The 15,798-nt window shown below is 37.9% G+C and carries 11 protein-coding genes; 1 reads left to right on the top strand and 10 read right to left on the bottom strand.

Translation table 11 applies throughout. From position 1 onward, the window contains the following. Positions 1–322: 322 nt before the first annotated feature. The 4 genes from C9J31_RS03800 to C9J31_RS03785 all read right to left on the bottom strand — a co-directional run bounded on the left by C9J31_RS03800 (position 323) and on the right by C9J31_RS03785 (position 7,212). Positions 323–1,510: a DUF4097 family beta strand repeat-containing protein gene (locus C9J31_RS03800; RefSeq protein WP_107947345.1), complete on the bottom strand. Its 1,188-nt coding sequence runs from the start codon at positions 1,508–1,510 to the stop codon at positions 323–325. 261 nt (positions 1,511–1,771) lie between these two features. Then, positions 1,772–4,636 (bottom strand): excinuclease ABC subunit UvrA, encoded by a 2,865-nt coding sequence (gene uvrA, locus C9J31_RS03795; protein ID WP_107947603.1) that lies wholly within the window; start codon positions 4,634–4,636, stop codon positions 1,772–1,774. An 8-nt stretch (positions 4,637–4,644) separates the two neighbouring features. Next, positions 4,645–6,624 (bottom strand): excinuclease ABC subunit UvrB, encoded by a 1,980-nt coding sequence (gene uvrB / locus C9J31_RS03790; protein ID WP_107947347.1) that lies wholly within the window; start codon positions 6,622–6,624, stop codon positions 4,645–4,647. Positions 6,625–6,969: 345 nt separating this feature from the next. Continuing rightward, complete coding sequence (locus tag C9J31_RS03785) at positions 6,970–7,212, bottom strand: IDEAL domain-containing protein (RefSeq protein WP_107925290.1); 243 nt, start codon at positions 7,210–7,212, stop codon at positions 6,970–6,972. A 229-nt stretch (positions 7,213–7,441) separates the two neighbouring features. Here C9J31_RS03785 and C9J31_RS03780 point away from each other — a divergent pair, with 229 nt between their 5' ends. After that, positions 7,442–7,951 (top strand): competence protein ComK, encoded by a 510-nt coding sequence (locus C9J31_RS03780; protein ID WP_107947348.1) that lies wholly within the window; start codon positions 7,442–7,444, stop codon positions 7,949–7,951. Positions 7,952–8,281: 330 nt separating this feature from the next. Here C9J31_RS03780 and prfB read toward each other — a convergent pair. The 6 genes from prfB to C9J31_RS03750 all read right to left on the bottom strand — a co-directional run bounded on the left by prfB (position 8,282) and on the right by C9J31_RS03750 (position 15,429). After that, a protein-coding gene (gene prfB / locus C9J31_RS03775) for a peptide chain release factor 2 (protein WP_107925330.1) occupies positions 8,282–9,383 on the bottom strand; the annotation gives its coding sequence in 2 pieces (ribosomal slippage) (positions 8,282–9,310 and positions 9,312–9,383; 1,101 coding nt in all). Positions 9,384–9,560: 177 nt separating this feature from the next. Further along, positions 9,561–10,118 (bottom strand): competence protein ComK, encoded by a 558-nt coding sequence (locus C9J31_RS03770; protein WP_107925288.1) that lies wholly within the window; start codon positions 10,116–10,118, stop codon positions 9,561–9,563. Positions 10,119–10,524: 406 nt separating this feature from the next. Further along, a complete protein-coding gene (gene secA / locus C9J31_RS03765) occupies positions 10,525–13,035 on the bottom strand; it encodes a preprotein translocase subunit SecA (RefSeq protein WP_107925287.1) in 2,511 nt (836 codons plus the stop codon). A gap of 129 nt (positions 13,036–13,164) precedes the next feature. Beyond that, entirely contained in the window at positions 13,165–14,373 is a 1,209-nt protein-coding gene (gene fliB / locus C9J31_RS03760; protein WP_107947350.1) for a flagellin lysine-N-methylase, read from the bottom strand. Between the two features lie 84 nt (positions 14,374–14,457). Then, positions 14,458–15,009: a ribosome hibernation-promoting factor, HPF/YfiA family gene (gene hpf / locus C9J31_RS03755; RefSeq protein WP_054768184.1), complete on the bottom strand. Its 552-nt coding sequence runs from the start codon at positions 15,007–15,009 to the stop codon at positions 14,458–14,460. Positions 15,010–15,099: 90 nt separating this feature from the next. After that, positions 15,100–15,429, bottom strand: coding sequence for a PilZ domain-containing protein (locus tag C9J31_RS03750; RefSeq protein ID WP_235616334.1), 330 nt, complete (start codon positions 15,427–15,429; stop codon positions 15,100–15,102). Positions 15,430–15,798 lie beyond the last annotated feature (369 nt).

Raw genomic sequence — 15,798 nt, 5'->3', positions numbered from 1 at the left:
CACGTCGAAAAGAAACGATTGAACGTGTACTTGCGGAAGTAAAAAACAGCATGGTATGCGGTGGACAACTTTACGAGGGATTTAAAAATTGTTCAGGCAGGCGTTGCTTTTGGCTGGCATGAATTTGAAGAAGCTATAATTGGACATCGCAATTCCAAAGTGGCGGAAAATATTTGGCTGTAGCGAGCTACTCTCGTTAATAGAGGCTATTTGTAATTATTTTGTCTGATAAAATTTCAAAAGGTATTCGGAATGTAATCATTCTGAATACCTTTTATCAACTCTGAAGCTATGTTATTTCATAGCCTGAATGCTTTCCATATTATACTTGTTGTTCGTCAGTAGTCGTATAACGTACCAAAACTGCACCCGTTTTCGATTCACCTTCGATAAATAAACGGTTTGCATTTTCTACTTCTTTATCAAAGCGTACTACTTTTGATAAAAACTGATCCTGCGATTCCATTTTTGAAACATCTTGAATCCCAACATCTACTTTACCAAAGTTCGTCACTATTTTACCGCTTAATGACATCGTGCGAGGCACATATAATTCAACAGCCCCTGCAACGGTTTGTGCTTTGATTTTTGATGAATTGCTAGAGCAAGTCGTCACTACAACATGTCCATTCACCGATTTTGCTTCCACTTCATCCAATGCTCCATCTAAATAGACGCGACCATTTAATGTTTCAGCTTCTAAATCTTTACCGCGGACATCTGTTAATTCAATCGAACCGTTAGAAGAATCAATCTCTGCTTTCGTAAAACTTAGCTTAGAACCTTTAATAGCACCATTTAGGGTCTTTACTTTTAATTGCTCTAGCTTAGTATCTTGTAAAGTCACACTACCGTTCATCAAACGCACAGACAATTTTTCTAACTGTTCCTTAGGCACAAGTACTTTTACATTGACCTGTACAAGTTTCAATTGGCTTAAAATTCGTAGTGAATCTACATCCTCTTTTACAACAAATTGCTCTAGGAAATGGCTGCGTGTTTCTTCTTCATTGTCATTAATAAGAGGTGCCTTCACTTTACAGATGACCTGGAAGTTGTCTCCTTCACCAGGCTCTAATGTAAAATTGCCGTTTGGTAATTCGACGATGACATTTTGTACATTTGCAGCTGCAAACTCTTCGGTATGTGTAAATTCAAATTTATCACCGAAGGGAGAGGCAACATCAAATTCCTTCACTTTTTTTACTGCCGTATTCATCATATCCATAAAGACTGAGCCGATTTGCGATAAATCTTTACGAAAATCTTGCATTTCATCTTGGAAGTACTTCATAAAATCTGTATCTTTCTTGTGTTCCTCTTTTGGTGCTTCATTAAATATAGACTCTTTTTCTGTAGAAGATTGTTGTTCTTGATTCAACACATCATTCATAACATTTTGAGTGGACTTGCTAGGTTGCTCTAATGCTTCTAATAATGTAATCGCCTCTTGCGCTGAAATAATTCCTTTTTCCACAAGTTCTAAAATTCGTTGACGTTCATTTTGCATAAATCTAATAGCCTCCCTCAGTTCGTTATACTATTTATACGTAACATTTTATGAAAGGTTTCATATTAAAAATGAAAAAAGTATGGCGAGATGAGAAAAAAAATTCGCTTTCTTTTCCACAAGTGATTCACAAGCCTCATAGAACAAAAGTATCTTTGAGGCTTAACGTGTTCACTAACCCGCAGGAATGTCGCGAATTTTTTATCCATATAGGATTGCTCCCGCGGCATCTAAGCATAATCTAGTAGAACATTGAACATTTTATTTAGATGCTTGTGCTAAAACTGCTTCCATACGCATTCGATCACGCACTAAAATTGGTTTTAAATATTTCCCTGTGTAAGAACCCTTTACTTCCACTACTTCTTCAGGTGTACCTGTAGCGATGATTGTACCACCTTTATCGCCACCTTCTGGACCTAAATCGATAATATAATCGGCTGTTTTAATTACATCCAAATTGTGCTCAATCACTAGGACCGAGTCTCCATTTTCTACAAGTCTTTGCAAGACAATTAGTAAACGTGCAATATCATCAGCATGCAGGCCGGTTGTTGGTTCATCTAAAATATAGAATGATTTCCCTGTGGAACGACGGTGTAGTTCTGAAGCCAGCTTTACGCGCTGTGCCTCGCCACCTGATAAGGTCGTCGCAGGCTGACCTAGTTTCATATAACCTAAGCCAACATCCACAATCGTCTGTAGTTTACGCTGGATTTTAGGAATATTTTCGAAGAACACGACTGCATTTTCAATTGTCATATCTAAAATATCAGCAATACTTTTATCTTTATATTTCACTTCAAGCGTTTCACGGTTATAACGCTTACCATGACAAACCTCACAAGGTACATATACATCTGGTAGGAAATGCATTTCAATCTTAATAATGCCGTCTCCTCGACAAGCCTCACAGCGTCCACCTTTTACATTAAAGCTAAAACGACCTTTTTTATAGCCACGAACTTTGGCCTCATTCGTTGTCGCAAAGACATCCCGAATATCATCGAAGACCCCTGTATAAGTCGCAGGGTTTGAACGTGGTGTACGACCGATTGGTGACTGGTCAATATCGATAACCTTCTCAAGTTCCTCCATACCTGCCACTTCTTTATGTGTACCTGGCTTCACCTTTGAACGGTTAAGCTTCTGCGCCAAAGATTTATATAAAATTTCATTTATAAGTGTCGATTTACCAGAGCCAGAAACACCGGTCACTGCGACAAATAATCCTAATGGTACATCTACCTTGACGTTTTGTAAGTTGTTTTCTTTTGCTCCTTTAATAGAAAGCTTACGACCATCTGGTTTACGGCGCTCAATTGGTAATGGAATAAACTTCTTACCACTCAAATATTGCCCTGTTAACGACTTAGGATTGTCCATCACTTCCTGTGGTGTTCCTGCCGCCACTATTTCACCACCATGTACACCTGCCCCAGGCCCTACATCAATCAGATAATCCGCTGCCATCATTGTATCTTCATCATGCTCCACAACAATTAATGTATTGCCAATATCACGCATATTTTGTAGCGTGCTAATGAGACGGTCATTGTCACGTTGATGTAATCCTATTGATGGTTCATCCAATATATAAAGCACGCCCGTTAAACGAGAGCCTATTTGCGTCGCTAGACGAATTCGTTGTGCTTCCCCACCAGAAAGTGTTCCAGCGGCACGACTTAACGTTAAATAATCCAAACCGACATTGACTAAAAAACCAAGCCGTTCTTCTATTTCACGCAAGACAAGTCGAGCAATTTGCATATCTTTTTCTGATAAATCTAGCTCTTTGAAAAATGTATCTGCATCCTGAATGGAATACTTTGTCACTTCTCCAATATGCTTGTCAGCAATTTTCACCGCTAATGTTTCTGGTTTTAAACGATAGCCTTTACAAGACGGACAGTCTTGCTGTGCCATATACTTTTCCATTTGTTCACGCACATAATCAGAAGTTGTCTCTTTAAAACGGCGCTCTACATTATGCACAACACCTTCAAATTCAATCATTTGGTCACGCACATTGCCAAACTCATTTTCATAATGGAAATGAACTTTATCCTTCCCTGAGCCATATAAAATCTTATCCATTTTTTCTTTCGGTAGATCTTTTACAGGCACGTCCATCGGAATATCATAGTGGTCACATACCGCCTTTAATAGCTGTGGATAATATTGTGAGCTTGTCGGTTCCCATGGTGCAATGGCATGCTCTAATAATGAACGGTCCCAATCTGGCACAACTAATTCAAGGTCTACCTCTTGAGTTGTACCTAAACCATCGCAACTTGCACAGGCTCCAAACGGACTGTTGAATGAAAACATCCTTGGTTCAAGCTCACCAATTGAAAAGCCACATAATGGACAGGCATGATGTTCACTAAAGAGTAATTCTTCATGCTCCATTACATCAACTAACACACGCCCTTCCGCTAGCCGAAGGGCCGTCTCAAGCGAATCACTAAGACGTGCAGCGATACCTTCTTTTACAACGACACGGTCCACAACTACCTCAATAGAATGCTTTTTGTTTTTATCAAGATCGATTGCATCATCTAAATCACGTAATTCGCCATCAATACGTACTCGTACAAAGCCTTGCTTTTTCAAATCTTCTAGCAGCTTTACATGCGTTCCCTTGCGCCCTGAAACCATTGGCGCAAGTAACTGCATTTTCGTACGTTCTGGGTAAACTAGAAGGCGGTCCACCATTTGTTCAATTGTTTGGGAAGTAATTTCAATCCCGTGATTTGGACAAATTGGCTTGCCGACACGTGCATAAAGTAACCGCAAATAATCGTATATTTCCGTTACTGTTCCTACAGTTGAACGAGGATTTCGACTCGTCGTTTTTTGATCAATCGATATGGCAGGTGATAGTCCTTCAATCGCATCCACATCTGGTTTGTCCATCTGTCCAAGGAATTGGCGAGCATAAGCAGACAATGATTCGACATAACGACGTTGCCCCTCCGCATAAATCGTGTCAAAGGCTAACGAGGACTTTCCTGAGCCGGATAAACCCGTCAGCACAACTAATTGATCACGTGGAATTGTGACATTAATGTTTTTTAAATTATGTGCACGTGCGCCCTGCACGACGATTTCTGTATTTTTCACAAGCCCGATCACCCTTCTGTCTTCAATTCAAAGATAGTATCTCGCAATTCTGCTGCACGTTCGAAATCAAGTGCTATTGCTGCTTCTTTCATTTCTATTTCAAGTGTAGCAAGTAATTTCTCCTTCTCTACCTTCGTCAACTTCTTATCTTTTGTTGCCTTCGTAACATACGATTCCTCTTCTTCAGCAACCTGTGTCGCACGAATTATATCAGGAATTTTCTTCACAATGGTCTTCGGTGTAATACCATGTTCGTCATTGTACGCCATCTGTAGTGTACGACGACGTTTCGTTTCTTCAATAGCCTTTTTCATGGAATCTGTCATATTGTCGGCGTACATAATAACATGTCCATTGGCGTTACGGGCTGCTCGCCCTATTGTTTGAATTAATGAGCGCTCTGATCGTAAAAAGCCTTCCTTATCTGCATCTAGAATCGCGACAAGGGAAACTTCAGGAATATCCAGCCCTTCACGCAAAAGATTAATGCCAATTAGTACGTCATACGTGCCCTTCCGTAACTCACGAATAATTTCAATACGTTCTAGCGTCTTAATCTCTGAATGTAAGTATTCCACTTTTAGGCCCATTTCCTTCAAATAAGCGGATAAATCTTCCGACATTTTTTTCGTTAATGTTGTTACGAGAACACGCTCATTACGAGTAATACGCTCTTGAATTTCATCGATTAAATTATCAATTTGCCCTTCTATCGGACGTACATCAATTAATGGGTCTAACAAACCAGTTGGACGAATAATTTGCGCAGCCATCACTGGCGTATGCTCGATTTCATATGGACCAGGCGTTGCCGAAACATAAATCGCTTGACTTACTTTAGCATCAAATTCTTCAAAACGCAGTGGTCTGTTATCGAGCGCAGACGGCAAGCGGAAACCATGCTCTACAAGTACACCTTTGCGCGCTTGGTCCCCGTTATACATACCACGCACTTGTGGTAGTGTTACATGGCTTTCATCGACGACCAGCAAAAAATCCTCTGGAAAGTAGTCCATTAATGTGTACGGTGTTGCCCCTGCTTCACGTAATGTTAAATGACGGGAATAGTTTTCGATACCTGAGCAAAAGCCCATTTCCTTCATCATTTCTAAGTCATAGCGTGTGCGCTGCTCTAAGCGTTGTGCCTCTAGTAGCTTATCCTCCGCACGTAATAGAGTAAGTCGTTCTTCTAGTTCTTTTTCAATATTTTCAATGGCTTTAATCATTTTCTCTTCACGTGTAACGAAGTGGGACGCAGGGAAAATAGCTACATGATCACGGTCCGCTAAAATTTCACCCGTCAACGCATTGACCTCACGAATGCGGTCAATCTCATCACCGAAAAATTCAACACGTATACAATGTTCATCGCGCGATGCTGGGAAAATTTCAACAACATCACCGCGAACACGGAAAGTCCCACGAGTAAAGCTCACATCATTACGCTCATACTGTACATCCACAAGTTTTCGAAGCAATTGATTCCGCTCAATTTCCATACCTGTGCGAATTGACACGACCATTTCTCGATATTCTTGTGGAGAACCTAATCCGTAAATACAAGACACGGATGCAATAATAATGACGTCCTCACGCTCAAAAAGTGCAGATGTAGCAGAGTGACGTAATTTATCGATTTCATCATTTATGCTAGAATCTTTCTCGATGTACGTATCTGTTTGTGGTACATAGGCCTCTGGCTGAAAGTAATCATAATAACTGACAAAATATTCAACTGCATTATTTGGAAAAAACTCTTTAAACTCACTATATAATTGACCAGCAAGCGTTTTATTATGGGCCATAATAAGCGTCGGTTTCTTCACCTGCTGAATCACATTAGAAATCGTAAACGTTTTACCTGTTCCTGTTGCGCCAAGCAATGTTTGATGACGTTTACCTGCGTGAACGCCCTCCACTAATTCTACGATTGCCTGCGGCTGATCCCCACTAGGCTGATATGGCGCTTGTAAATCAAATTCTTGCACACATGTCCCCGTCCTTTCCTTCCAATTTGTACATTTATTTTAGCATAGCAGTATGAAAATATCGAACATTTAACGAACGAATGTTTGTTATTTTTTTATTAATAAGTTCTTCTCTCTCCTATTATCTTTCTAGCATTGACGTTTCTAATGGAAATTACTCCCTGATATCCGAGGTACATTCTAAAGTCCTTAACATGTTAACCACTGGATACTTGAAATCCCTGCAAACGCCTTTACACACTCTTTTTCCTCATCTAGCAACATTGCTACTTGCAGATATTATTTAAATACCCTTGATTTAATAAAAAAACCGCCCTCCAATTATTGGAGAGCGGGCTCGTCATATTATTCACTTGCTACTTGGTGTAATATTTCTAATTCAGTTGCGTATTGATGAAATGCTCTTTCATCTTTTTCATCGAGTGCTCTATCTATCAGAACCATAAGCTGCTCCTCACGATGCATACGCTGGATACGATTTAAAAATAGATCTAAATAAATCTCGTTCAATAATTTCTCTGCCTCATCAACTTTTTTTGACTGACCAACGGCTTTTAGAAAATCTGTATACGAATAATATTTATCCAACGATCTCACCTCGATCCTTTTCTAAATTATAAGAAAATTGGAACTAAAATGCAATGCTTAAGAAATGAAATTTGATTTGATTTGGTATATTTCTCATGTTTTTACATGCATTTCTTTTAAGAAATTAACTGTTTTATCTAGGGATTTTCATCATTATCCAGTATTTTATGAATGTTAGTTTGTGTTATAAACTACAGCTAATAAATAGCAAAAGGAGGCACTACATAATATGTCAACGAACTATGTTAATGGTTATATAATGTCATTCAATACGTATTTGTTACAGCCTATTCAACATGAGTCTAAAATCTTCACACGCGTAATCGACAAGCATAATGAACTTATTGTTACACGTAAACCGATGCATGTCTTGCGGAAATCTTGCTTATCTTTAGGTACAACTTATGAAGCAGCAAAATATTCTGCAAAACGTTTTTTTGGCAATCAACATAAACTGCCAATTGTCGTCGCCTATGATTTCGGCTTTCCTTGCATTTTCCTCCCAACCTATTCACCAAATTCTATACACAATACATGGATTGGACTCCATGCTATATCTAATATTATACCGAGTGAAAACGGTTGTATTGTCATACTAAAAAACGATATGCGTATTGAATTCCCCATTAAATATGCATCAATTAGCAAACAATTTGTCAATGCCTCCATGCTCTATAAGCATTATATGGGTGAGCGAAAACAGCTTAGCCAGGACGCTCCATACCACCCACCCTTCTAGACAGTTGATGTGATTTAAAAATAAGTCTACAGCCGTAATGTATTTATGAAGCCTATATCAAAATCATTCCATAAAAAATGAGGTTGGAACAAAACTTTAAATTTTAAGAAAGAGGAGCAAAGGTATTATTAAATTGTTGCTATCTAAAATGAAGAAAAATTCAGAAGATAGCACTAGTTGATGGTAGCGAAGGCGGCGACTCTTGGGGGATTAGCGTGACGCCCCCGGAAAGCGTCCGCCGTAGTGGACATCAACGTTCACAGCAAAAAAGTGTTAAATCGACATCAGTCAATCTAACACTTTTTCTCTTTTGTCCCAGCCTTATTTCTATTATCCGATTCTTGAGCGTAAGTATGCATTAATAAATGGATCTAAATCTCCATCCATAACTGCGCCTACATTACCTGTTTCTTCGCTTGTACGATGATCCTTCACCATTGAATATGGATGGAATACATAAGAACGAATTTGCGAGCCCCAGCCAATTTCCTTTTGCTCACCACGAATTTCATCTAGTTGAGCTTGCTGCTTATCAATTTCTAATTGATATAATTTCCCTTTTAACATAGTCATAGCTTTTTCACGGTTTTTAATCTGTGAACGCTCTGCTTGACATTGCACGACTGTGCCAGTAGGAATGTGCGTAATACGAACGGCTGAATCTGTCGTATTAATATGCTGACCACCAGCACCTGTTGCACGGTACGTATCAATTTTTAAATCCTCTGTGCGAATATCCACTTCAATATTATCATCAAATTCGGGCATCACATCACAGGATACAAATGATGTATGACGACGACCTGAAGAATCGAATGGTGAGATACGCACTAAACGGTGCACGCCCTTTTCTGCCTGTAAATAACCGTAAGCATTATGCCCCTTAATGGATAATGTCACGGATTTAATCCCTGCTTCATCACCTGGTAAATAATCGACCGTTTCTACTTTAAAACCACGTTTTTCAGCCCAACGCGTATACATACGAAGCAACATTGATCCCCAATCTTGTGATTCCGTTCCACCTGCACCTGGATGTAGCTCTAAAATCGCATTGTTTTGATCATATGGACCACTCAATAATAATTGCAACTCAAAGTCCGCTATTTTTTGTTGGAATTCCACAAGCTCTTTGCCTAGCTCCTCTTGTAATTCCTCATCCGGTTCTTCGCGCAATAATTCTAACGTCATATCTAAGTTTTCATGTGTATCCACTAACTCTTTATATTCATTGACAATCGCCTTTAAGCCGTTACCTTCATTAATGACCACTTGTGCTCCTTGCTGATCATCCCAAAAGCCAGGCTCTAGCATCATTTCATCTAATTCCTGAATACGTGCCTCTTTGTTTTCTAAGTCAAAGAGACCCCCTAAAGTCCGCCAGTTTCTTGGCTGTATTGTCTAACGTGTTACGTACATCTGCTAATTCTATCATCGTAAAATCCTCCGAACATTTTTAATGGATTTCTACATGCAGAAATCCGTATCTTTCTATTATAGCGTTTTTATTTCGGAAAACATACTTTTTTCAGCACAACACCATTTTAAACAACAGAAGAAACACATACTATTACACAAGTTCTGTGATAGTATGTGTCATAAAATTCTTCTAATCATCATCTTTCTTTGCTTCTTCTTCTAGCAAGGGGCGATTCCTCATTCGTTGAAATACTTTCACACGGTCATGTTTGACAAGTAGATGCTTCGTTCGTTTCTCTAATTTATATTTCAATAAAAAAGCTCTTTGAATTCGATATTCAAATGACTTTGCACTTACATCAACAATCATTTCATTACCATTCATAAAAATCACTTTTGTCTGCTTTTTATCAACTGCTGTAAAATCATCTATTTGATGTACAGCAAACCAAATACAATCTGGATGTAAGGGCGACTTACTTGGAAACCATAATATATTAAAACGTTCATGCACAATAATTGGATTCTTATTGAGCTTACCTAGAATCATTTTTGATCCATCAAAAGCCCCTCGTAAACTTGATCCATAATATCGTAGATTAAAGTCCATTAATTGCGTTGGCGTTAATTTTGATACATATTGATAATCCCGTTCAATGACACGCGTACACAAATTTCCAAAGGAATCATACTCAGGCATATACAGCATTGTTTCACGACTCATTATGTCTTCATTATTATAACGCATTGAAAAACCTCCTTTAAAAATTTTATAGTTACAATAACAAGGAATATACTAGTTGACATTTGGTATACTCCAATAAATTTCCTCGGTAGGTCTGACAGGACATTATTATCGAGGATATTTTATAGTTACAGCGAATCACCCCATTTTCACAAAAAAGGTTTACAGAACAACTCAACACTTTCAATCTATCTATTTCACTAGTCTACTTTACATATAATTAGAAGCACTAATTCCCATTGATTAATTCAACTAAATACCTATTGTTACATTTATTGTATACATTCAACACTCAATTGTCTATCAATTCTGACTACTTTCTACTTTTTTATCTAAAATTTTAAAGTGTTATAAAACGAAAAAAGACCATTTCAACGTAATGTTGAAATGATCTTTCATAGATTCTATCTTATTGTCCTGCACCATGACAATTTTTGAACTTCTTGCCACTTCCACATGGACATAAATCGTTTCGACCGACATTTTCAGCCTTGCGTACAGGTTGCTTTTTCGGAGCTGGCGAACCATCCTCTTTCGGATTAACCGCCTGGCCTTTAGCAACTTCCTCACGTTCAAGATTACTACGAATTTCTGCCTTCATGGCATATTTTGCTACATCTTCGCGAATCGAAGCGACCATGTCCTCAAACATTGCAAAGCCTTCTTGTTGATATTCGCGCAGTGGATCATTTTGGCCATATGCACGTAAATGAATACCTTGACGTAGCTGGTCCATTGCATCAATATGATCAATCCACTTCGTATCAATTGAACGCAATAAAATAACCTTTTCAAACTCACGCATACGCTCTGGCGTAAGCTCAGCTTCTTTTTCATCATAGCGAGTCTGCACAGCGTCTGAAATCAATGCAATAATTTCTTCGGAAGACTTGCCTTGTAAATCTGCTGCCTTCAAATCGCCTTCTTCTAATAGGTTTGCAGCAACAAAGTCCTCAATGGCTTTTAAGTTCCAATCATTTTGCTCACCCTGCGTATACAGTCCGACAATATTGTCGATTGTTTCTTGAATCATTGACTCGACAAGCACACGCATATTTTCAGTTTCTAAGACATCATAACGCTCTTTATAAATAATCTCACGTTGCTGACGTAAAACATCATCATACTGTAATAAACGTTTACGTGCATCGAAGTTGTTCCCTTCAACACGTTTTTGTGCAGATTCTACAGCTCTCGAAACAACTTTTGATTGCAGTGGCTGAGAATCATCCATTCCTAACTTCATCATCATTGACTTCATGTTATCAGAGCCAAAACGACGCATTAAATCATCTTCAAGAGACAAGTAGAATTGCGTAACCCCTGGATTCCCCTGACGACCAGAACGTCCACGTAACTGATTATCAATACGGCGAGATTCATGACGCTCTGTACCGATTACCGCTAATCCACCGATTTCCATTACGCCTTCACCAGGTTTAATATCTGTACCACGACCAGCCATATTCGTCGCAATGGTTACCGCACCTTTTTCACCAGCATTCGCAATAATTTCTGCCTCACGCTCATGGTTTTTCGCATTTAATACGTTATGCGGGATTTTATGTTTATTTAATAAATTGGAAATAATTTCAGATGTTTCAATTGCTACAGTACCAACAAGAACGGGTTGTCCAGCTTTATGACGTTCTGCAATATCTGCCGCAACTGCTTTATATTTTCCTTCCATCGACGCAAAAATCAAATCCGCTCGGTCATCACGCGCAATTGGTTTATTCGTTGGAATCGCGATAACACTCATATTATAAATATTACGGAATTCCTCTTCCTCTGTTTTTGCTGTACCGGTCATACCTGCAAGCTTTTGATACATACGGAAGTAGTTTTGGAACGTAATTGTCGCCATTGTCATCGATTCATTTTGAATCTCAACGCCCTCTTTGGCCTCAATTGCTTGGTGTAGTCCGTCAGAATAACGACGGCCTTTCATTAAACGACCCGTAAAGCCGTCAACGATGACGATCTCGCCCTCTTGTACGACATAGTCAACATCATTATGCATACTAACATGGGCCTTTAATGATTGGTTAATGGCATGGTTTAAACGTACATGTGTTAAATCAAATAGATTGTCGATACCGAACGCCTTTTCGGCTTTCTCCACACCGGCATCCGTTAAGGTAACACCTTTTGTAGACTCTTCATATGTGTAATCTGTATCTGCACTTAACATACGTACAAATGCATTAGATTGCTTGTACAATTGCGCTGATTTGCCGGCCTGTCCCGAAATAATTAATGGTGTACGTGCTTCATCGATTAAAATCGAGTCAACTTCATCGATAACAGCATAATGAAGTGGACGTTGTACACGTTCTTCTTTATAAAGCACCATATTATCACGTAAATAGTCGAAGCCAAGCTCATTATTCGTGCTATACGTGATATCTGCCTCATATGCCGCTCGCTTCTCCTCTTTTGACAAGCTATTCAAGTTTAAACCAACTGACAGCCCTAAGAAGTTGTACAGCTCGCCCATTTCCGCAGCATCACGACTCGCCAAATATTCATTGACTGTTACAACATGCACACCCTTACCTGTAAGCGCATTGAGATACACCGCCATCGTAGCTGTTAAAGTTTTACCTTCCCCGGTTTTCATCTCCGAAATATTACCTTCATCTAATGAAGCAGCCCCCATAATTTGCACGCGGAATGGGTACATCCCTAATACACGTTTCGATGCTTCACGACTTACAGCAAACGCTTCGGCACGAATCGACTCTAAATTTTCGCCATCCGTGTAACGTTGTTTAAATTCTTCTGTTTTCGCTTGTAATTGATCATCTGAAAGCTGTTCCATTTGAGAAGCGAATCCCTCTACTTGGTCAGCGATTTTTTCTAATTTTTTTAACTCACGTTTATTGAAATCAAATAATTTATTTAATAGGTTTGCCATGAATTTTTTCACTTCCTATATAGTCTCAACTTTCATTTTACCATTTTGAATGCACTTGGTGCAAATTGTCATCCGTTTTAAAATTAAAATGACCTTCTCAATTGTTTAGAAGGTCACTTTAAACACTTATTAACTTTTTAATAAAACAATCATATGTGCCATCGTTGAGTAACCACTCTCTTGAAGCATTTTACGAACATTTAGTAAATAATTTGGATTATGCTCGATTGTTTTAGCATACGATTGAATTAGTTTAATGACCAACTCAATCGTTAACCCTTTATGGTGTCCTGCCATGCCTATTAAATGGAGTTTAATCATTGAAATATTTACGACCAACATTACATAGCTTTCAAAAATATTAGGTTGATCAAAAGGGAATAAATTTTTAAACACATAGTTCACTGCATAATTCTCAAGTATGTATTCATGATTATTCATAAATGGAGCATAGTACTCGGTATAAAATCTTTTATACAATTCAGTAGACTCATTAATATCTGATTCATCATTTAGATGTAATGCCTTTAACATATCATTCAAGCAGTCTAAATATCGTTGACTCGACACACCTCCCGTTAAACGATATTTCACCAATTCTTTTGCCATATTCATTTGAAATGACAAATTTTGCGGTAAATTCAATAACAATTTTATTTGTGCATCATCTTCTAGAACATTTTTATAGCGTTGCATTAAAGGCTCTAATTGAGTTGACCAATTTCCACGAGGAATTTCATGCAATTTTTGAAGAAACATCCCAATAATAATTAACCGTACTTCAAATGCTTGTTTACGATTTTGTAACATCTCTATCGTAAACATTCGTAAATCCCAAAAAAATAGATTATCATTGGATTGTATTTGACCCACAGTCAATACGTTTGTATTAGTCCTTTCTTCATCAATTATAAATCCTATACCTTCTTCATTGAGTAAAATTAAGCGTGCCGCCTCTGGACAAGATGGTGTTAAACTTTTCTCTATGCGCGTATCAATTTCATTAAAATTTCTCGGATATACTGAACATGTATTACATAAGAATTCTTCACCCAGCTCCGCATGAATTTTGCACCAACCTTCTTCAGTCAACAATGTGCATTCATTCTTTTCATTCATTTTAATTTTTCCATAAGTAGCATCGGATGGATTTGAACGTTCACGTGTAATATTTTTTTTTAACTCATCTTTTATCCCAGGAGTTTTGACATTACGGTATTTGTGAAAAGCAGCTTTATCAACCGTAACCTTCCAACCTGCACAACAAGTATCTTCACATGCAGCCCCTATACATGAAAAATTTGTTAAATATTCTGGTATTAAAATTTCTCGCTTCATACAAGACACATCCTTTTTAATATTACTTCCATCATATAAAAATAACCCTCGCTATTGCGAGAGTTATTTTCACTATTTTAAAATTTAAGTTGTTTCAATTAAGCCATATTTACCGTCTTTGCGTTTGTAGACAATATTTGTGCCGTTTGATTCCGCATCTGTAAAGATATAGAAATCATGCCCTAGCATATTCATCTGTAAAACCGCTTCTTCTTGATCCATCGGTTTTAAATCAAATTGTTTTGTCCGAACAATTGAGTATTCTTCTTCCTCAGTTGCTGCATCCATTGTGGCCTGTGAAGTAGCGAAATAAATACCTGTACCTTCACGCTCACGGAATTTACGGTTTACCTTTGTTTTATGTTTACGAATTTGACGTTCTAATTTATCAACAATTAAGTCAACCGCTGCGTACATATCATTATGACGCTCTTCGGCACGAAGTGTTAAGTTTTTCATGGGAATTGTAACTTCGACTTTTGTTTGCTTGTCATTATAAACCTTTAAATTTACGTTGGCGTTGGCATTAATATCTTCGTTAAAATAACGCTCAACTTTTTCGACTTTATTCTCAACATACTCTCGAATAGCTGGAGTTACCTCAATATTTTCACCGCGAATGTTAAAGTTTAACATGTAAACTCCTCCTTTATAACTGCTATACTATCTATTTCTACACAAGTGTGTGAAATTCCTCTAAAAAAATTCCTTTTCTCACAATAATTTTTAGGAATCGATTTTTTTCATTTTTGCCTCAGCTGCTTCTTTTTTACGGCGAGACTTCAACTCTTCGACAATAAAATCTTCTAGCGGTCCTTGATTATTGAAATACACACCATAGTACTTACCGTTAGCAAACGGACGACTCCAAATCACCTCACCATAAGCACGTATTTCTCTTGTATCCAGAATAAAACGTAAATCAAGAGGTGGCGGGTTCACCCCTAAATCAACCTCTGTAAACATCTTTAAACCTCTTGGACTCACATCGAGCAAGTCTGCCATCGCAGTTTGTGAATTATTGACTCTGCCGTTTTCATATATCGCAAAAGTCATTTTAACCGGCTCCTCGAATTTAAATCGAAAGCCTTCTTGACGCTTAAATATCATTTTCCCACCCCAATACTTTTCCAAACATTTAGTTAGCTTGATTATGACACGAATGCACGATTTACATCCAGAGGGAATAAGTAACATATTTTACCGTTTTATGAACTAATTTATGACTATATGGGCTTATGCCTCTGTCTATCGTTGAAAGGCTTTAGAAATTATAGTGTTTTTTTATGAATATGTTATAAGTTTAGGTCTATCTTCATATAATAAAAGAGACCATCATCAATTGATGGTCTCCATGCGTTGATAACAAGCTCAAATAATATATAAAAATTTATATTATAGTAATTTTCTTAGTAAAGTGAAATA

This window comes from Lysinibacillus parviboronicapiens, from assembly GCF_003049605.2.
In the GTDB taxonomy this organism is placed as follows: domain Bacteria; phylum Bacillota; class Bacilli; order Bacillales_A; family Planococcaceae; genus Lysinibacillus; species Lysinibacillus parviboronicapiens.
This window is presented reverse-complemented; position numbering and strand designations above follow the sequence as displayed.

Excerpts from the sequence above, each read along its gene's own strand:
- C9J31_RS03780 (WP_107947348.1), top strand. The coding sequence starts at position 7,442 with ATGTCAACGAACTATGTTAATGGTTATATAATGTCATTCAATACGTAT.
- C9J31_RS03750 (WP_235616334.1), bottom strand. The coding sequence starts at position 15,429 with ATGACTTTTGCGATATATGAAAACGGCAGAGTCAATAATTCACAAACT.
- secA (WP_107925287.1), bottom strand. The coding sequence starts at position 13,035 with ATGGCAAACCTATTAAATAAATTATTTGATTTCAATAAACGTGAGTTA.
- C9J31_RS03770 (WP_107925288.1), bottom strand. The coding sequence starts at position 10,118 with ATGCGTTATAATAATGAAGACATAATGAGTCGTGAAACAATGCTGTAT.
- C9J31_RS03800 (WP_107947345.1), bottom strand. The coding sequence starts at position 1,510 with ATGCAAAATGAACGTCAACGAATTTTAGAACTTGTGGAAAAAGGAATT.
- hpf (WP_054768184.1), bottom strand. The coding sequence starts at position 15,009 with ATGTTAAACTTTAACATTCGCGGTGAAAATATTGAGGTAACTCCAGCT.
- fliB (WP_107947350.1), bottom strand. The coding sequence starts at position 14,373 with ATGAAGCGAGAAATTTTAATACCAGAATATTTAACAAATTTTTCATGT.